The organism is Streptomyces sp. CG4 (genome assembly GCF_041080655.1).
GTDB lineage: Bacteria > Actinomycetota > Actinomycetes > Streptomycetales > Streptomycetaceae > Streptomyces.
On record NZ_CP163525.1, the window covers coordinates 4921700 to 4940467 of the forward strand.

The window sequence follows — 18768 nt, forward strand, 5'->3', positions numbered from 1 at the left end:
ACGGAGCGCTTTGACAGCCGCTCGTGATGCGGCGGGCGAAGGAAGCGAGGAACAGCCTTCATGGGGCGTCGGCTCGTGCCGCTCACGCTGGACAACCTTCAGGACCTTCCCCCACGCTGTCGCTCGTGCGTCTTCTGGGAGCTGGACCCTGTCAGCGGAGAAGCGGCGGTAAAGGCGGGCACCTCGGCGGTGGAGAAGGAGGCCTGGATCTCCGCCGTCCTCTTGGACTGGGGGTCGTGCGGCCGGGTGGTGTACGTCGATGACGTGCCTGTCGGTTTCGTGCTCTACGCCCCTCCGGCCTATGTCCCGCGTTCGACGGCCTTCCCGACGAGTCCGGTCTCGCCGGACGCCGTACAGCTGATGACGGCATTCGTCATGCCTGGCTATCAGGGTCAGGGGCTGGGTCGCGTGCTGGTGCAGACGGTCGCCAAGGATCTGCTGCGCCGAGGCTTCAAGGCCATAGAAGCCTTCGGTGACGCCCGCTGGAAGGAACCCGCCTGCATGCTGCCGGCGGACCATCTGCTGGCCGTGGGCTTCAAGACGGTCCGGCAGCATCCCACGCATCCCCGGCTGCGGCTGGAGCTGCGGTCGACGCTCTCCTGGAAGGAGGACGTGGAGCTGGCACTCGACCGGCTCCTGGGAGCCGTCCAGAAAGAGCCGGCGCTGAGGCCGCTGTAGAGGGCATCCCTACGGCAGAGACGGGGGCAGCCGAAGGCCCTCATGCAAATGGGCCAACCCAGAGGGGTTGGCCCATTCGTGTTTCACGTGAAACGTCACTCAGAGATGAAGTCCGCGAGGTCCCTCTCGATCGCCGCCTTCGGCTTGGCACCGACGATGGTCTTGGCGACCTCCCCGCCCTGGTAGACGTTCAGGGTCGGGATGGACATGACGCCGTACTTCGCGGCCGTCGCCGGGTTCTCGTCGATGTTGAGCTTGACGATCTCGATCTTGTCGCCGTACTCGGCGGCAATGGCCTCAAGGGACGGGGCGATCTGGCGGCACGGACCGCACCAGGCAGCCCAGAAGTCCACCAGGACGGGCTTGTCGCTCTTGAGGACGTCGGCCTCGAAGGAAGCGTCAGTCACATTCTTCAGGTTGGCCACAGCGGGCTCCTCAACTTGATCGTGCGTGGGGCAGTGAAGGGGAAGATCGGGGAAGATCAGACGCGCCGGTCTGTGCGGGTCAGGCCTTGTCCTCGTCCGCGAGGGCGGCGAGGAAGCGCTCAGCGTCCAGAGCGGCCGAGCAGCCGGTGCCGGCCGCCGTGATCGCCTGGCGGTAGGTGTGGTCGACCACGTCACCAGCACCGAAGACACCGGTCAGGTTGGTGTGGGTGGACGGGGCGGCGACCTTCAGATAGCCCTCGTCGTCCAGGTCCAGCTGGCCCTTGAACAGTTCGGTGCGCGGGTCGTGGCCGATCGCGATGAACAGACCCGTCACGGGCAGCTCCGACAGCTCGCCGGTCTTGACGTTGCGCAGCTTCAGACCGGAGAGCTTCTGGTCGCCCTGGATCTCGGCGACCTCGCTGTCCCAGATGAACTTGATCTTCGGGTCGTTGAAGGCGCGCTCCTGCATCGCCTTGGAGGCGCGCAGGCTGTCCCGGCGGTGGACGATCGTCACGGACTTGGCGAACCGCGAGAGGAAGGTGGCCTCCTCCATCGCAGTGTCACCGCCGCCGATCACGGCGATGTCGTGGTCCTTGAAGAAGAACCCGTCACAGGTGGCGCACCAGGAGACACCGCGGCCAGAGAGGGCGTCCTCGTTGGGCAGGCCCAGCTTGCGGTGCTGGGAGCCGGTGGTGACGATCACGGCCTTCGCCTTGTGGACCGTTCCGGCGGTGTCCGTGACCGTCTTGATCTCACCGCTGAGGTCGACGGAGACGATGTCGTCCGGGATGAGCTCGGCACCGAAGCGCTCGGCCTGCGCCCGCATGTTGTCCATGAGCTCGGGGCCCATGATGCCGTCGCGGAAGCCCGGGAAGTTCTCCACGTCGGTGGTGTTCATCAGGGCGCCACCCGCGGTGACAGCCCCCTCGAACACCAGGGGCTTCAGCGACGCTCGCGCGGTGTAGAGCGCCGCCGTGTAGCCGGCGGGCCCGGAGCCGATGATGATCACGTTACGGACGTCGCTCACGGCTTGATTCCTCGTCTCTGGTCTGCGTCAGTCGACCGGTGGGAGCCCGTTTCCGGCCTCTCACCCCACCCAACGGATCCTACGGGGCGCGCATTCCCGGTGTGTCAGGGCACACGCTCGCTGGGCGGGGGCTGACGGAGCGGTCCAGAAGACTCAGGTCCGGGGGAAGGAGTGCTGCAGGAGTACCTTGCCGGCGGCGCCGGGCTGCTGCCGGATGCAGGCCGCATCGACGATATAGGCCGTGACCTGTGCGCTGTCGCTGGCATCGGGCACCACGACCAGATAGGCGGACTTCCCGTCGTAGGTTCCTGTCTTGGCGCCCAGGACGTCATCGCTCCGGTGGAGCGCCGCCCGGACGCAGTCGGGGACAGTGACATCCGGCTGGATCAGGGTCTTCGCGCTCTCGGTCGACTGGGGGGTGTTCCGCTCGGACTCGAGGCCCGACCGGGGCCGCTGGCTCGCGGAGCCCCGCTGGGGCTTCTTCTCGGTGGCGAGTAGATCCTTCACCTGGCTCTGGACACTGGTACCGGAGAACGGTCCGACGGAAGGTGTCGGCCTTCCATGTGCGGTGTTGGTGTCGGAGCCGTGATTGCCGAGCGATTGCAGCACCAGCGACCCGGCCCCGAGGAGGGCCGCAGTGAGGACGGCGCCGAGGACCACACGGCGTCGTCGGCCTCGCATGCGCCCCTTGCGTCCCGGACCGGTCGCAGCCTGCGGGCGCCCGGCGGGCCGGTCGGAGGGGAGCGATGTTTCAGGGGGGAGCGACGTTTCACGTGAAACATGACCCTCGCTGCCCTCACGACCCGGCTCCGTCTCCGTGGAGATCTGGCCGCTCGGCGACTCCGGGGCGGAGGCGCTGAGCAGCGCCTCGGCAGCCAGGGCGGCGTCGATACGTCGGGCCACGTCGGCCGGCATGTGCTCTGCTTCCGACAGGGATCCCAGCAGCCCCCGGATCTCCTCCAGTGAGGCATGGACGTCCGCGCACAGCTCACACGTCTCCAGATGGCGCCGTATGTCCGTGCTGCGGGCCGGTGCAAGAAGGCCTTCGGTGAGGTCAGAGATCTCCTCGACGTCCGGGTGCCCGGCCGTGTCTGTCGTGGAAGTCACGCTCGTCCACCTCCGCCCTTCACTACGGCTGAATCGCTGGGTCCCGTGTCCTCAGGGCTTCCGTTCGAAGACCCCGTTGCCGGTGGGACGGATGTCCCGTGCACCCGGTTCCGTCCCGCGCCGGGTTCTTTTCCGCTTCCGGGACCTTCGGGCCGTAGATGGGTGAGGAGAGGCAGTAGCCGGGCTCTGCCGCGGGCGCATCTGCTCTTCACCGTGCCCGTCGGCACATCGAGGATCCGGGCGGCCTCAGCCACGGGATATCCCTGCATGTCCACCAGGACCAGGGCGGCGCGCTGGTCGTGCGGGAGAGTGCCGAGCGCTTCGAAGAGCTGGCGCTGCACATCATTGCGCTCGGCCGGCGCCGAGGCCGACTCGTGCGGCTCCAGCAGCTGCTCCAGCCGCTCCGTGTCGTCGACCGGCGAGGTCTTCCGCGAGGCCACCTTGCGTGCACGGTCCAGGCAGGCGTTCACCGTGATCCGGTGCAGCCACGTCGTGACAGCCGACTGGCCCCGGAAGGTATGGGCGGCCCGGTAGGCCGACACCAGGGCGTCCTGGACCGCGTCAGCGGCCTCCTCACGGTCCCCCAGGGTCCGCAGCGCGACCGCCCAGAGCCGATCCCGATGCCGCCGCACGATCTCACCGAATGCATCGGGATCGCCTTCCACATGACGGGCGAGCAGATCCTTGTCGCTCACCCGGTCGTATCCGGCGCCTTCCGCCATCTGCCCCTCCGGTCCGGGTGAGACGTCAGCCCGTGAACTGCACTTCGCTGATGCCCTGCTTGTAGCCGGCGTCGGCGTACGCGGCCGCGTCAGGACCGGAGTACGGCACAGCCGTCAGCCACACGAGGACATACTGCGTCTTCACCGACTTGCTGACCTTCACCGTAGCCGTGGTGCCTCTGGTCGTGACCTTGCCGATCTTCACCATCGAGTCGAGTGACGAAGGTGACAGTGAGTCGGCCGCGTACAACTCGATCGTCGTGTGGTCGCCGGGGTAGCGCAGCCCGATGGTGGCAGCGTCGACCTGCTTGGCCGAGCCCAGGTCGTAGACGATGCCGACCCCGGGCTTGTAGGGCGCGATCGGGGGACCCTCGTTGAAGGTCTTGGTCCGCCAGTAGGTGGTCGCGTTGCCGTCGTAGGTCTTCTGGACGTCGCCAGGGTGCTGGGGGTCTCCCTTGGCGACGAACTCCTGGCTGCCCTTGATGCTTATCGGCGTCGACTTGGGCTTCGTGTCGCCCTTGTCGCCGTCGCCGTTCTGCTGGCTCTTGTTGGTGTCGTCGTTCTTGCCGCCCTGGTCCATGAGCGCGTCCGCCAGCTGCCAGCTGCCCAGGCCGAGGGCGGCGATGAGAAGGGCGGACACCGCCCACTTCAGGGCCTTGCCGGTACGGCTCTGCAGCGGGGGCGGCGGGGGCGCGATCGGCTGGGCGACGCCGGGGCGCGGCGCCTGGCGGCCGTACGTGCCCTGCTGGTAGGTCGTGCGCTGGTACTCCGGCGGGGCCGTGAACGCCGGCTCCGGCGGGCGGATGCGCGGCATCTCGCCGATCGCCTTCACCAGCTCCTCCGGCGTGGTGCACGCGGCCTCGTGCCGGGAGGCGGTGGCGCCGTCGTTGGCGAGTGCGCGCATCGCCAGTTCGGACAGGCCCCGGTGCACACCGGCCCGCACCTGGTCCGGTGCGATGAGGCCGACACCCTTGGGCAGGCCGGACAGGCCGTACGCGTCGCTCGGGTACGGCCAGCGCTCGGTCAGCGCCGCGTACAGCAGGGCGCCGATCGCCTCGGTGTCCGTGCGCTGCGGGGTGTCGGAGCTGATGCCGCGCAGCGCGGCGTTCACGGCCAGGCCCCGGATGCGCCACTGGCCGGTCGAGGTGCGCAGCACGGCGTTCGGGCTCAGCCGCAGATGGGCGAGGCCCTCGCGGTGCGCGGCGGCCATCGCCGAGGCGACCTGGCTGACCATCTGGTAGGCGTCGTGCGGCTCCAGCGGACCGGGCGCGAGGAGCGTGGTCAGCTCGGTGGCGTCGGGCAGCCACTCGTGTACGACATAGACGAGGTCGTTCTCCTCGACGGCGTCGAGGACCTGGACGAAACGGGGATCACCGAGCAGCGCGGAGGAACGGGCGGCAGCCAGGACGGAACGGGCCCGTGTGTGGTCCGCGGGCAGGATGTGGACGCCGACGGCTCGACGGAGCTTCTCGTCGACCGCACGCCAACTGCTGAATCCGTCCAGACGGGTGACGCACTCCTCCAGCCGGTAGCGTCTGGCGAGCTTGTGACCGCTGTGTAGTTCGGGAGGCAAGGTCTTCTTCCCGGGACCCTCGGTCCCGCCGCTCCCCTGTACCTCGTCGCTGTCCGTGTCCCGCTCCGGGTTCATGGCCACCCCGTCGGCCGTGGACTGGTCCGCCTTGGCGGTCAGCGGCTGCTCACCGCTGTTGTCTGCCACGTCGACGGCAGCCGTGCTCCGTTCCGCCACCGTCGTCCCTGCCTCCCCATCCGTTGCACGCTGTCCGACGCCGAAATCAATTGTGCCCACAGTCCGCCGCTATGCACGACACACGACGGCGGACGATGGTTGTGCGCTTACCCCCGCTTCAGCGGCCCAGACGCCCGCGGACCATGCCTACGAGCGAGTTGAGTTCCTCGATGCGCATCCGCCGGGCGGCCACGAAGAAGATGCCGAGCAGGACGGCACTGCCGGCGACCAGCGCGGCCAAGGAGCCGACGACGCCCTGGCCGAGGGTGTGCCCGATGCCGTAGCAGGCCGCGCCGCTGAGCAGGGCCGCGGGCACCGAGGCGATACACAGGCGCGCGTACGTCCGCATCACCCGGGCACCGTCCAGGTCACCACCGAGCCGCTTGCGCAGCCGCCGCCAGGCGACGCCCACACCGATCGCGTAGGCGAGGCCGTACGCGGCCGCCATTCCCGCGACCGCCCAGCGGGCCGGCAGCAGGAAGTAGCAGAGTGCCGAGGCGCCCGCGTTGACGGTGGCGACGATGACCGTGTTGTAGAAGGGCGTGCGGGTGTCTTCGTACGCGTAGAAGGCGCGTAGGACGACGTACTGCACCGAGTACGGGATCAGGCCGAGGCCGAAGGCCATCAGCATGTAGCCCATGTTGGTGGCCGAGTCGGTGCCCGCGGAGCCGAAGATCAGCGTGCACATCGGAATGGCGAGGGCGAGGAAGCCGAAGGCGATCGGGACGATGGCGACCGCGGTGGTGCGCAGGCCCTGGGAGATGTCGTCGCGGACGGCACCCGCGTCACCCTCGGCGGCAGAGCGCGAGATGCGCGGCAGTAGGGCGGCCATCAGGGAGACCGTGATGATGGCCTGCGGCAGGCCCCAGATCAGCTGGGCGTTGGCGTAGGCGGCGAAGCCGGTGCCCTTGATGCCGGAGTGCTCGCCGGCGGCGGTGGAGAGCTGGGTGACGACCATGGCGCCCGCCTGGTTGGCGAGGACGAACAGGACCGTCCACTTGGCGAGCATCGCGGCCTTGCCGAGACCGTGGCCCCGCCAGTCGAACCGCAGCCGGATCCGGAAGCCCGTCTCGCGCAGGTAGGGGATCATCGCCAGCGCCTGGACGACCAGGCCCAGCAGCACGCCGACGCCGAGCAGGCGCTGGCCCTCCGGCGGGATGCTCGTGACCGTCATGTGGGAGTTGGCGGCGGTGCCGTAGACCCAGATGAACATGCTGAGCGTCACGATGATGACGATGTTGTTCAGGACCGGGGTCCACATCATCGCGCCGAACTTGCCGCGCGCGTTGAGGATCTGCCCCATCACCACGTGGATGCCCATGAAGAAGATCGAGGGCAGGAAGTAGCGGGTGAAGGTGACCGCCACCTCGTTCGCCGCCGGGTTGGTGGCGACCGGGTTGGACAGCAGGCGTACCAGCAGTGGCGCCGCGAACATCGCGAGACCGGTCAGCGCGGCGAGCGCCACCATCACCAGGGTCAGCAGACGGTTCGCGAAGGCCTCGCCGCCGTCCTCGTCCTCCTTCATCGACCGCACCAGCTGCGGCACGAAGACGGAGTTGAGACCGCCGCCGACGGTGAGGATGTAGATCATCGTCGGCAGCTGGTAGGCCACCTGGAAGGAGTCGGCGAGGAAGCCGAGGCCGAGCGCCGCGGCGATCAGCGCGGAGCGAATGAAACCGGTGAGGCGGGAGACCATCGTGCCCGCCGCCATCACGGCACTGGACTTCAGCAGCCCGCCGGCCTTGCCGCCCTTCTTCGCGGGCGCTGCGGAAGCCGCGGGAGCGGTCACCTCCGGTTCCGCGTCCAGGTGCTGACCGGCGGGATCCGGGGTCCCGGCCGGGGCGGGTACCGGAGGCTGCGCCGGGTTCCCCGGGGCAGCCGGGTAGGAAGCCCCGGGGTACGGGGCGCCCTGCTGGGGGCCCTGGCCGTGCGCCGGCGGGTAGGGGGCGGCGGCACCGTACCCGGCGCCCGGAGCGGGGGCCGGCCCGGAGAAGCCCGGCGGATCCATGGGCGCGGACCCGCCACTCTGCTGCTGGTCCTTGAAGAGATGCGCGAAGGCGTCCGGCTCGTGATACTCCTCGCCCGAGTGCGTGACCAGGTCGTCCACGCCCACGAACTGGGTCGTACGCGGGTCGTCGCCGTACGGCATGTGCGGGGTCGCACCGTCCGGCTCCGGCGCCGGCGTCTGCGCCCACACCCGCGGGTCGGGCGCGTACGGCGACTGGGCAGGCGGGTCGTAGAGCGGCTGCTGCGGCCCCTGGGTGCCCGGAGCGGGCGGGTGCGCGGCACGGTCGTAGAGCGCCTCGGCGACCGGATCCTGGGCGGTCAGGTCCTGCGCCCGGTAGGGGTCGTGGTCGTAGGCGTCCTGGAGATACATGTCCGCCGGTTGTTGCGGCGGTACCTGACCGGGCTCCGGCGGCGTCTCGGGGTAGCCCGAGCCGGCCGGGCCCTGGCCGCGATCACCGTCGTACGGCGCGTTCATGCTTACCCCACCTCATCGTCCCGGGCCCACCGGCCACGACATCGCTCAACGGTCCACTCTCTCACCCGTCCCGGACGGGTCGGTGCTTTCCGGTGCGGTGTCCGGCGCAGGGTCACTCGGGTGCTCCCGGGCTTCTGCCCGGGAAGCGGGGCCGGATTCCTCCGGTTCCTCCGGCTTCTCCGGGAGACGATCAGCAGGGGCGTCGGGGTTCCCGGGCTCGTCGGAGGCCGCCTCCGCCGTGCCGGTCCCGTCCTCCTCCGCCTGGCGGGCCGCAGCGCGCTTGCGCTGGGTGTACATCCGGAAGCCGGCGAGGACGAGGAGCAGCACGCCGCCGCCGATGACCAGCATCACCGTGGGGGTGATCTCGGTGACCTTCACATCGAAGCTGACGGGGGCGCCGTACTTCTGGCCGTCCTCGGTGTACAGCTGGGCGATCACCGTGACCCGGCCGTTGGCGTTGGCCGAGGTGGTGAACTTCACGGACTGGCTGTGTCCGCCGGAGATCTCGACCGGCTGCTCGGAGTAGGCCTTGCCGCCGATCTTCAGCCGGGTCGGCATGCTCGAGGTGAGGCGCAGGACCAGATGGCCGACGGGCTGGACGAGGTTGTTCTGGACCGTCACCGGGATGGTGGCGCTGCGGCCGGAGAGCTTGGTCTCCGACTTGTCGATCAGCTTGACCTGCTCGGCCAGATTGTCGAGCCACCGCTCCACGCCGTCGCGGTAGCGGCCCGCTTGGGCGCTCCTGCCCTGCCACGACGAGGACATCTCACGGTTTATGGCCCGCCCGAACGGCGTGACGACGCGGGACTGGTCGGAGAGGATCACCTGGAAGCTGCCGAGCTTGTCCTGGGTGCGCTCGATCTGCTCGAAGGCCGCCCGCGGCAGCTCCTGCGCGCGCAGCGACGAGGGATAGGCGGACGCCGACGGGATGTGCGTGGTGGCGCTCGGGTCGGGCTTGTCCTTGGCCGCCGCACCGAGGTCCTGGGACTGGGACCAGTTCCCGTCCTGGAGCGTTTTCAGCGCCGCCGCCATCGCCTGGGCCTGGCTCGCCGCGGGCATGCGCTGCGGGGCGACGACGATGCTGCGCTGCTTGTCCGTCTGCGCGTTCACCTCAAGGCTCTGGGCCAGGAACTGCTGCACGGCCAGTGTGGCCGATCCCGCCTTCGTCAGATCGCCCTCGAAGGCCGTGGACAGCCGGGCGTCGGAGACCACCGCCGTGGTGCCGCCGCCGACCGGGCGGGCGGCGGAGGGCGTGTACGGCAGCCCGGCGGTCTCCTGGAGGCTGTCGCTGCGGGCGATCACGCGGTCGGCTCCGGCGGAGGTCGCGACCTTCATGATCGCCGGGTCGACGGCGCCTTCCACCGGCCAGGCGAAGTCGGTGCTCGGTGTGACGTGGAGCACGGTTTTGACGGTGGTGGCGGCGACGTCGGTGGCGTCCTTGAGGTGGCTGAGCGAGCCGGTGACGCTGGTGCCGTTGTGCGCGAGGGACGCGAGGTCCGGGTCGGCGAAGGGCAGCGCGACGACCTCCTTGCCCGTCACCGCGTTCTGCAGGTTGGCCAGCCATTGCTTCGCGATCGCCTGGTGGTCCTTCGGGCCGGGCGTCGTGGTGTCGCCGTCTCCCGGCAGCCGGTAGTTGCCGGTCGCCATCGCGTCCACCGAGGCCAGCAGATCCGGGTCGATCACCCAGGTGACGTCGAGGTCCTTGCCCAGATCCACCATCTGCGCCAGTCGGCCGCCCGGGGCGAGCTCCTTGGCCAGCTTGTCGTTGAGGAACACCGGCGTCTGAAGCTCACCGGCGCCCGTCTTGGCCGTCATGTGGACCGTGGAGATCAGTGGCCACAGGAACGTCGTCTTCGTCTTGGTGTCGGCCTGGGACGGCTGCCACGGCAGGAAGGTCCGCTGAATGCCGAGCACCTGGTCCCAGGGCTGCGCGGCGGTCTGGCCGGAGAGGGAGACACCGAACTCGTAGACACCGTCGTCGCCGAGGTCGAGCTTGTCCACGGGGACGGAGATGCTGAAGTGCTCCGCGACGCCCGGAGACAGTGCCGCGAACTTCTCCACGTACTTGCCGCCGACCTCGGAGCCCATGCCGGACTGCAGGTCGTCGGAGCGCTGGGCGACGTTGTCGATCGCCGAGCGGGTGTTCAGCATGGGGCCGACCTCCAGGCCCACATGGGCGCCGGTGACGGGCTGCTTCCCGTTGTTGGTCACGGTGCCCGACACGGTCAGCGTGTCCCCGTCCGTGGGGGCGCTGGGGGTCAGCGAGTCCAGGGAGACCGACACCGTGTCCGCGGAGGCGGCCTGGGCGGACGTCGCGGCGGGCAACTGGAGCAGCCCGGCCAGCAGGGGTGCACTGGCGAGCAGCGCGCCGGTGCGTCGCAGCCACCGGCGGGCAGGTGAGGCACTGGTCCCCTGGATGTCAGCCGCCTCGGCCACGCGTTCGCCGTCCCTCGTCGTCAGTGGTCGTCGGAATGTGCGTCCACGCATGGTAACGATGCGCGCTGAGGGGAAGTGCCGCGGTCTCCACCACAAGATCGAAGAAGACCGGCAAGCCGTCCTCTATATCCAGTATCGAGCGGAGAGCTTCCGTACGCCGCGAGGGCAGTGCTTGCGGCGGGTATGCGGGGAGCTGCCCGTGGCCTCTGCCGGGAGGAAATGGAGGGCGCCCCTGGTCGCCGGGGCACGTACCCTCTTCTGTTGTGCCGAACCCCAACGAAGACACTCCCTCTGCCCTGAGCCAGGCGCAGCAGCGCGCGGTCGCCGAGCTGCTGCGGGTGGCCCCGGTCGCCGATGATCTCGCCCGCCGATTCCAGGAGGCCGGGTTCTCCCTCGCCCTGGTCGGCGGATCGGTGCGCGATGCGCTGCTCGGCCGGCTCGGCAACGACCTGGATTTCACGACCGACGCTCGCCCCGAGGACGTACTGAAGATCGTCCGGCCCTGGGCGGACGCCGTCTGGGAGGTCGGCATCGCCTTCGGCACCGTCGGCGCGCACAAGGATGGCTACCAGATCGAGGTCACCACCTACAGGTCGGAGGCCTACGACCGGACCTCGCGCAAGCCTGAGGTGTCCTACGGCGACTCGATCGAGGAGGATCTGGTCCGTCGGGACTTCACGGTCAACGCGATGGCCGTGGCGCTGCCGGAGAAGGAGTTCATCGACCCGCACGGGGGCCTGGAAGACCTCGCGGCCCGGGCGCTGCGGACGCCGGGTACGCCCGAGGAGTCGTTCTCGGACGATCCGCTGCGGATGATGCGAGCCGCCCGGTTCGCCGCCCAGCTGGACTTCGAGGTCGCCCCCGAGGTCGTCACCGCGATGACGGAGATGGCCGGCCGCATCGAGATCGTCTCGGCCGAGCGGGTCCGGGACGAGCTGAACAAGCTGATTCTCTCCGCACACCCGCGCAAGGGGCTGGCCCTGCTCGTCGACACCGGGCTCGCCGGGCATGTGCTGCCCGAGCTGCCGGCGCTGAAGCTGGAGAGCGACGAGCACCACCGGCACAAGGACGTCTACGAACACACGCTGATCGTCCTGGAGCAGGCGATCGCGCTGGAGCAGGACGGCCCGGACCTCACACTCCGGCTGGCCGCGCTGCTGCACGACATCGGCAAGCCGCGTACGCGCCGCTTCGAGAAGGACGGCCGGGTCTCGTTCCACCACCACGAGGTGGTCGGGGCCAAGATGACCAAGAAGCGCATGACCGCCTTGAAGTACTCCAACGAGCTGGTGAAGGAGGTCTCACGGCTGGTCGAACTTCACCTGCGCTTCCACGGCTACGGCACCGGAGAGTGGACGGATTCGGCGGTGCGCCGCTATGTCCGTGACGCGGGCCCGCTGCTGGACCGGCTGCACAAGCTGACCCGCTCGGACTGCACCACCCGCAACAAACGGAAGGCGGCCGCGCTGTCCCGGGCCTACGACGGCCTGGAGGAGCGCATCGCCCAGCTCCAGGAGAAGGAGGAGCTGGACGCGATCCGCCCCGACCTCGACGGCAACCAGATCATGGAGATCTTGGGCGTCGGCCCCGGCCCTGTCGTCGGCAAGGCGTACAAGCACCTGCTGGAGCTGCGTCTAGAGAACGGTCCGATGGAGTACGACGCTGCGGTGACGGCTCTCAAGGAGTGGTGGGCCGAGCAGAGCTGAGGCCGTCGATGGAGTCGTGTTTCACGTGAAACACGGACCAGGGTTCTATCGAGGGGGCGATGTTTCACGTGAAACATCGCCCCCTTTGTTGCCTCGGCGCGCTTCGAAGCGGGCCATGCCCACGGCAACCCAGCCATAGATCAGGGCGACGAGGACCACCAGCACCGCTGAGCGGCCGTCCGGCGGGAGCATCACAGCGGCCACTCCGGCGGCGCCGACGAAGGCGACGTTGAAGAGGACGTCGTACACGGAGAAGATCCGGCCCCGGAAGCCGTCCTCGACCGAGGACTGGACGATCGTGTCCGTGGCGATCTTCGCTCCCTGAGTGATCAGCCCCAGGACGAAGGCCGCGACCATCAGAGGGCCGATGGCGAACGGTAGGCCCAGCGCAGGTTCCAGAACCGTGGCCGCGCCGGAGCAGACCACGATCCAGCGGCCGGGGCCGAGTCGTCCCACCGCCCATGGAGTCACCACCGCTGCCGCGAAGAAGCCCGCGCCGGACACCGCCAGCGCGAGTCCGAGCAGCCGGAGTCCGTTGTCCGGGGTGGTGGCGAGGGTGTACCGGCACAACATGAGCAGCAGGACGAGGAGCGCTCCGTAGCAGAAGCGCATCAGCGTCATCGAGGCCAGTGCCCAGGCCGCTTCCCGGCGCCGGGGCTCGGCCAGATGCCGGACGGCCACGAGCAGATCGCGTGCGGTGTCGACGAGCGCGGTCCGCAGATGGGGCTGTGCCGGCGCCCGGTCGGGGCCGAGCAGGTTGCGTCCCATGCTCAGTGAGGTCAGGGCGGCACAGAGATAGAGGAAGGCGCCGAGCAGGACCACCGCCGCATCGGAGCCCGACGCCACGAGCCGTACGAGGAAGGCGAGGCCGCCGCCGGCGGTCGCGGCGAGCGTTCCGGCCGTCGGGGACAGGGAGTTGGCGAGCACCAGGCGCTGGGCGTCGACCACGCGCGGCAGGGCGGCCGACAGCCCGGCGAGGACGAAGCGGTTGACGGCCGTGACGCACAGTGCGGACACGTAGAACAGCCAGTCCGGCACCGAGCTGATCATCAGTACGGCGGTGGCCGCAGCGAGGAGCGCACGCAGCAGGTTGCCGTACACGAGGACCTGACGGCGCCGCCAGCGGTCGAGCAGGACACCCGCGAACGGGCCGACCAGTGAGTAGGGGAGGAGCAGGACCGCCATCGCCGAGGCGATCGCCGCCGCCGAGGTCTGTTTCTCCGGGGAGAAGACGACGTACGCGGCGAGCGCGACCTGATAGACGCCGTCGGCTCCCTGCGAGAGGAGGCGCACGGACAGCAGACGTCGGAAGTCCCGCAGACGCAGCAGGACGCGCAGGTCACGGACGACGGGCATGGAGCAAAGCCTCACATATGCCGAGGGTCCCCGGGTCAGGAAACCCGGGGACCCTCACAGCCCTGGCAGGAGCGTTTTCTTCGGCGCCTCAGCGCGCTGTGCTGTGTCGAGCTAGCGCACCGTGCTGTGTCGAGCTAGCGCTCGACCTCACCCCGGATGAACTTCTCGACGTTCTCGCGGGCCTCGTCGTCGAAGTACTGAACCGGCGGGGACTTCATGAAGTAGGAGGACGCCGACAGGATCGGGCCCCCGATGCCGCGGTCCTTGGCGATCTTCGCGGCGCGCAGCGCGTCGATGATGACGCCCGCGGAGTTCGGGGAGTCCCAGACCTCGAGCTTGTACTCCAGGTTCAGCGGGACGTCACCGAAGGCGCGGCCCTCGAGGCGGACGTAGGCCCACTTGCGGTCGTCCAGCCAAGCCACGTAGTCGGACGGGCCGATGTGGACGTTCTTCTCGCCGAGGTCCCGGTCGGGGATCTGGGAGGTGACGGCCTGCGTCTTGGAGATCTTCTTGGACTCCAGGCGCTCGCGCTCGAGCATGTTCTTGAAGTCCATGTTGCCGCCGACGTTCAGCTGCATCGTGCGGTCGAGGACGACACCGCGGTCCTCGAACAGCTTCGCCATCACACGGTGCGTGATGGTGGCGCCGACCTGGGACTTGATGTCGTCACCGACGATCGGCACACCGGCCTCGGTGAACTTGTCCGCCCACTCCTTCGTGCCGGCGATGAAGACCGGGAGGGCGTTGACGAAGGCGACCTTGGCGTCGATGGCGCACTGGGCGTAGAACTTCGCCGCGTCCTCGGAGCCGACCGGCAGGTAGCAGACGAGAACGTCGACCTGCTTGTCCTTCAGAACCTGGACGACGTCGACCGGCTCGGCGTCGGACTCCTCGATGGTGGCGCGGTAGTACTTGCCGAGGCCGTCGAGGGTGTGGCCACGCTGCACGGTGACACCGGTGCTGGGCACGTCGCAGATCTTGATGGTGTTGTTCTCGGAGGCGCCGATCGCGTCCGCGAGGTCGAGGCCGACCTTCTTGGCGTCGACGTCGAACGCGGCGACGAACTCGATGTCGCGCACGTGGTAGTCACCGAACTGCACATGCATCAGGCCGGGGACCTTGGACGCCGGGTCGGCGTCCTTGTAGTACTCGACTCCCTGCACCAGCGACGCCGAGCAGTTGCCCACGCCGACGATGGCTACGCGCACCGAACCCATTCCGGTTGCTCCCTGTGTGTACGAGTGAGGCCCTGAGGTGGGACTCACGTGGCGGTGTCGTCGGGCGTATCCGTACCGGAGGCGCCTCCGGTACGGGGCAGGCCGCCCGTCGATCCAGTGGTGGTGTCCTGAGCGGACTCCCCGGAAGCGGAACCTCTCAGGTCCCGTCCGGCCCGCTCGCTCTCGATGAGCTCGTTCAGCCAGCGCACTTCGCGCTCCACGGACTCCATCCCGTGGCGCTGGAGCTCGAGTGTGTAGTCGTCGAGGCGCTCCCGCGTGCGTGCCAGTGAGGCGCGCATCTTCTCCAGGCGCTCCTCCAGGCGGCTGCGCCGGCCCTCCAGTACGCGCATGCGCACATCGCGTGACGTCTGCCCGAAGAAGGCGAAACGTGCGGCGAAATGTTCGTCCTCGTACGCGTCGGGGCCTGTCTGCGAGAGCAGCTGCTCGAAGTGCTCCTTACCTTCTGCCGTCAATCGGTACACGATCTTCGCTCGGCGTCCGGCGAGGGGAACGGCGTCCTCATGAGTGCTGCCCGGCTCCTCGATCAACCAGCCGTTGGCGACCAGCGTCTTGAGGCAGGGGTAGAGGGTCCCGTAGCTGAACGCCCGGAACACACCCAGGGACGTGTTGAGCCGTTTGCGCAGCTCATAGCCATGCATCGGGGACTCGCGCAGCAGGCCGAGCACGGCGAACTCGAGGATGCCGGAACGCCGGCTCATCGTCGCCTCCTCTCGGTCCCGCTGATCGCTCCCGCGGGTCTCGCAGTGCCTCTCAGCATCTTTATCTCGCGCTGATGTATCGACTCGATACATCAAGACGATAGAACGGCCTTCCGCAGGGGACAAGAGGGGCGGTGGTGAACGGGGTCACATCACCGATTCGCACGAGGCAAGTTGCCTGTTTTGGGGTGAACTTCAGGGCTCGGCGGGTTTTGGCGGTGCGTAGTCTGTGCGGCATGCAGACCACCGGGAACCAAGTGACGCCTCGGGGGCGTCGTCGTCCCCGGTGCAGTACGGGTGAATGCAGAACCGACCACATCCGTACTTCGGGGGGACCGGAAATCAGCCGCCGTTCCAGGCGCGCACGGGTGCGCCTGCCCGAGGAGTAATCGTTCGATGAGCGAGCACCGTCGCAAACCGCCGCAGCCGCAGGGAGGCGGACGTGCCGCGGCCCGACGCGGCCAGTCCGGTTCGTCCTCCGGTCGCCGTGCGGCACCGCGAGGCGCCACCGGGTCCCCATCCGACTCCTATGGGTCCAGTTCCTATGGGTCGGACTCCAACGGTCCCGGAGGTGAAGAGCGCCCCTACAACGGCCGGGCAGAGGCCCGCCGGGCGGCGCAGAGAGGCAGCCGCCGCCGAGGCGCCGACAACGCGGGCCCGGGCGGCCGGCGTGGTGGCCCGGGCGGCCCGACCGGTCCCGGTCGCGGCAGGGGCCGTGCGTCCACCGCGCCCGGCAAGAAGCGTTTGATCGACTATCCCCGATCCGGAAGGTACGGCTGGCGCCGCTGGGTGCCTTCCTGGAAGCTCGTCTCCGGCCTGTTCATCGGCTTTGTCGGTAGCCTGGTGGCGCTGGTCGGCGTCAGCTACGCGATGGTCTCGATCCCCAACGAGAACGACGCGGCCAAGTCTCAGAACAACGTCTACTACTGGGCCGACGGCTCGCAGATGGTGGCCACGGGCACGGGCGTCAACCGGCAGAACGTCAGCATCGACCAGATCCCCGAGGCCATGCAGTGGGCCGTGATCTCGGCCGAGAACAAGAGCTTCTACCAGGACTCGGGCGTCGACCCCATGGGTATCGCGCGGGCCGTGCTCAACATGGCGCGGGGCGGTCAGACCCAGGGTGGTTCGACGATCACCCAGCAGTATGTGAAGAACACCTATCTGAGCCAGCAGCAGACCCTCACTCGTAAGTTCAAGGAGATGTTCATCTCCATCAAGGTGGGGACGAAGCTCGACAAGAAGCAGATCCTGCAGGGCTACCTGAACACGTCGTACTTCGGCCGGGGCGCGTACGGCATCCAGGCGGCGGCGCAGACGTACTACGGCAAGGACGCGGTCGACCTCTCGCCGAATGAGTGTGCGGTTCTCGCGGCACTACTGAAGGGCCCCACGTACTTCGACCCGGCGGGCAACGCGGATCTTGATCCTTCGGCGACGCAGGCGGCCAACACGCAGCGCTCGAAGGAACGCTCGCAGTGGATCCTGCAGCAGATGCACAACGATCATCATCTCAGCGACGCCGACTACCAGAAAGCCATCTCGAAGTACCCCGTGCCCGACGGCCGCAAGGCGACCAGGGGTATGACCGGCCAGATCAGCTACCTGGTGGACACGGCGAAGAAGTACGTCCTCGCCCACTCCGACATCACGGAGGCACAGTTCGACCAGGGCGGCTACGCGATCAAGACGACCTTCCAGAAGGACAAGGTCAACGAGCTGGCCGCGGCCGTGAAAAAGGTCGAGAAGGAACGCATCGATCCTAAGAAGCGCGACCTGGACAAGAATGTCCAGTTCGGCGCGGCGTCGGTGAAGCCCAAAGACGGCGCGATCGTCGCCCTTTACGGTGGTGACGGCTACGAGAACGGTCACTTCACGAACAACGCCGACACCTCCGGTGTCCCGGTCGGTTCGACGTGGAAGCCGTTCGTGCTCGCCGCGGCCATGCAGTACGGGACCTACAAGACCAGCCCGGAGGGTCTCTCGCCGCTGAGCAAGTACAACGGCAATGACCATCTCAAGGTGCTCAACCAGGACGGCTCCACGGTCCTGACCAAGGACAACTCGGTCTTCTACCAGCGCAACGAGAGCGACCACAAGTGGGGCTACATCACGCTGCGCAAGGCGATGGAGCAGTCCATCAACACGCCATTCGTCCAGCTCGGCATGGATGTGGGGCTGACACATGTCCGGGATGTCGCCCAGGCGTCCGGCATCCTGAAGGACAGCTTCTCCACGCTCAACCCGTCCTTCTCCATCGGCACCTCGACACCGAGCGCGATCCGTATGGCCGACGCGTACTCCACTTTCGCCGCGTCCGGCCAGCACACGGACCCGTACTCCGTCACCTCGGTGAAGAAGGACGGCCAAGATCTGCCGGGCTTCAGCAAGCCCAAGATCACCACCGCGATGCCGGACAACGTGGCCAACAACGTCACTGACGTCCTGCAGAACGTGATCCAGAACGGTACGGGTCAGAACGCCAAGGCCCTGGGCCGTACGGCGGCGGGCAAGACCGGTACCACCGACAACAACAAGTCGGCCTGGTTCGTCGGCTACACCCAGCAGCTGTCCACCTCGGTGGCGATGTTCCGTGAGGACCCGAAGGACCATCAGCTGCTGTCCATGAACGGCACGGCCGGCGTCGCGTCCATCCACGGTGGTGACATCCCGACGTCCGTGTGGACCGAGTACATGAAGGGCGCGCTGAAGAACGCCAACGACAACGGCTTCCCGAGCGCCACCGAGATCGGCAAGGTCCAGGACGAGGCGGGTGCACCGACCCCGCCCCCGACCCCGACCGCCACGCCGAGCCCGTCGCCGAGCAACTCGCCGAGCCCGTCGCCCAGCACGTCATCCACGTCTCCGTCCCCGTCGGCGAGCGACACCTGCCAGTGGAGTTGGGGCAACCCCTGCAACGGCAACAACAACGGGGGCACGGATACGGGAGGCACCGACGGAGGTACCACTCCGACGCCGACCGCCACGGATACGACCGGCAACGGCAACACCCGTGGCAATGGCAACGGAGGCATCTTCGCAGGCCCGAATGGCTAGCCGCCGGTCCTGACCGGTTGGTGGCCGTTTCGCCCGCCGCAGGTGTTTCACGTGAAACATGGGCCGCCGCACCCCACGAGGTGTGGCGG

The 18768-nt window shown here is 68.4% G+C and carries 13 protein-coding genes; 3 read left to right on the plus strand and 10 right to left on the minus strand.

Going from position 1 to position 18768, the window contains the following annotated elements; translation table 11 throughout:
- The first annotated feature begins 60 nt into the window (after positions 1–60).
- Complete coding sequence (locus AB5L52_RS22215; RefSeq protein WP_351575691.1) at positions 61–678, plus strand: GNAT family N-acetyltransferase; 618 nt, start codon at positions 61–63, stop codon at positions 676–678.
- 95 nt (positions 679–773) lie between these two features.
- On the opposite strand, the gene trxA is transcribed toward AB5L52_RS22215, so the two are convergent.
- From trxA to AB5L52_RS22250, 7 genes are all read right to left on the minus strand, one after another.
- A complete protein-coding gene (gene trxA, locus AB5L52_RS22220; RefSeq protein WP_351575688.1) occupies positions 774–1103 on the minus strand; it encodes a thioredoxin in 330 nt (109 codons plus the stop codon).
- A 79-nt stretch (positions 1104–1182) separates the two neighbouring features.
- Positions 1183–2130 carry a thioredoxin-disulfide reductase gene (gene trxB / locus AB5L52_RS22225; protein WP_351016921.1) on the minus strand — a complete coding sequence of 316 codons (948 nt, stop codon included), beginning with the start codon at positions 2128–2130 and terminating at the stop codon, positions 1183–1185.
- Positions 2131–2283: 153 nt separating this feature from the next.
- A complete protein-coding gene (locus AB5L52_RS22230) occupies positions 2284–3237 on the minus strand; it encodes a hypothetical protein (RefSeq protein ID WP_351575685.1) in 954 nt (317 codons plus the stop codon).
- Entirely contained in the window at positions 3234–3959 is a 726-nt protein-coding gene (sigM, locus tag AB5L52_RS22235; protein ID WP_351575682.1) for an RNA polymerase sigma factor SigM, read from the minus strand. Before sigM ends, AB5L52_RS22230 begins: the two co-directional genes overlap by 4 nt.
- Before the next feature lie 25 nt (positions 3960–3984).
- On the minus strand, positions 3985–5706 hold the full coding sequence (locus tag AB5L52_RS22240) for a protein kinase family protein (protein WP_351575679.1): 1722 nt from the start codon (positions 5704–5706) through the stop codon (positions 3985–3987).
- A 118-nt stretch (positions 5707–5824) separates the two neighbouring features.
- Complete coding sequence (murJ, locus tag AB5L52_RS22245; protein ID WP_369365768.1) at positions 5825–8188, minus strand: murein biosynthesis integral membrane protein MurJ; 2364 nt, start codon at positions 8186–8188, stop codon at positions 5825–5827.
- Positions 8189–8233: 45 nt separating this feature from the next.
- Positions 8234–10624, minus strand: coding sequence for a DUF6049 family protein (locus tag AB5L52_RS22250; RefSeq protein WP_351016906.1), 2391 nt, complete (start codon positions 10622–10624; stop codon positions 8234–8236).
- Positions 10625–10887: 263 nt separating this feature from the next.
- On the opposite strand from AB5L52_RS22250, the gene AB5L52_RS22255 reads away from it, so the two are divergent.
- Positions 10888–12330 (plus strand): CCA tRNA nucleotidyltransferase, encoded by a 1443-nt coding sequence (locus AB5L52_RS22255; protein ID WP_369365769.1) that lies wholly within the window; start codon positions 10888–10890, stop codon positions 12328–12330.
- Positions 12331–12375: 45 nt separating this feature from the next.
- Here AB5L52_RS22255 and AB5L52_RS22260 read toward each other — a convergent pair whose 3' ends face one another.
- From AB5L52_RS22260 to AB5L52_RS22270, 3 genes are all read right to left on the minus strand, one after another.
- Complete coding sequence (locus tag AB5L52_RS22260) at positions 12376–13686, minus strand: MFS transporter (RefSeq protein ID WP_369365770.1); 1311 nt, start codon at positions 13684–13686, stop codon at positions 12376–12378.
- A gap of 134 nt (positions 13687–13820) precedes the next feature.
- Positions 13821–14903: an inositol-3-phosphate synthase gene (locus AB5L52_RS22265; protein WP_351016899.1), complete on the minus strand. Its 1083-nt coding sequence runs from the start codon at positions 14901–14903 to the stop codon at positions 13821–13823.
- Between the two features lie 44 nt (positions 14904–14947).
- The gene (locus AB5L52_RS22270) at positions 14948–15622 is read right to left on the minus strand and encodes a helix-turn-helix transcriptional regulator (protein WP_369365773.1); all 675 of its coding nucleotides are present in this window, start codon (positions 15620–15622) and stop codon (positions 14948–14950) included.
- A gap of 789 nt (positions 15623–16411) precedes the next feature.
- On the opposite strand from AB5L52_RS22270, the gene AB5L52_RS22275 reads away from it, so the two are divergent.
- Positions 16412–18679, plus strand: coding sequence for a transglycosylase domain-containing protein (locus AB5L52_RS22275; protein ID WP_369365776.1), 2268 nt, complete (start codon positions 16412–16414; stop codon positions 18677–18679).
- Positions 18680–18768: the final 89 nt, after the last annotated feature.

What these genes read in the sequence shown, in the direction of transcription:
- AB5L52_RS22265 (WP_351016899.1), bottom strand. Translation starts at nt 14,903, where the DNA reads ATGGGTTCGGTGCGCGTAGCCATCGTCGGCGTGGGCAACTGCTCGGCG.
- AB5L52_RS22215 (WP_351575691.1), top strand. Translation starts at nt 61, where the DNA reads ATGGGGCGTCGGCTCGTGCCGCTCACGCTGGACAACCTTCAGGACCTT.
- AB5L52_RS22270 (WP_369365773.1), bottom strand. Translation starts at nt 15,622, where the DNA reads ATGAGCCGGCGTTCCGGCATCCTCGAGTTCGCCGTGCTCGGCCTGCTG.
- AB5L52_RS22260 (WP_369365770.1), bottom strand. Translation starts at nt 13,686, where the DNA reads ATGCCCGTCGTCCGTGACCTGCGCGTCCTGCTGCGTCTGCGGGACTTC.
- murJ (WP_369365768.1), bottom strand. Translation starts at nt 8,188, where the DNA reads ATGAACGCGCCGTACGACGGTGATCGCGGCCAGGGCCCGGCCGGCTCG.
- sigM (WP_351575682.1), bottom strand. Translation starts at nt 3,959, where the DNA reads ATGGCGGAAGGCGCCGGATACGACCGGGTGAGCGACAAGGATCTGCTC.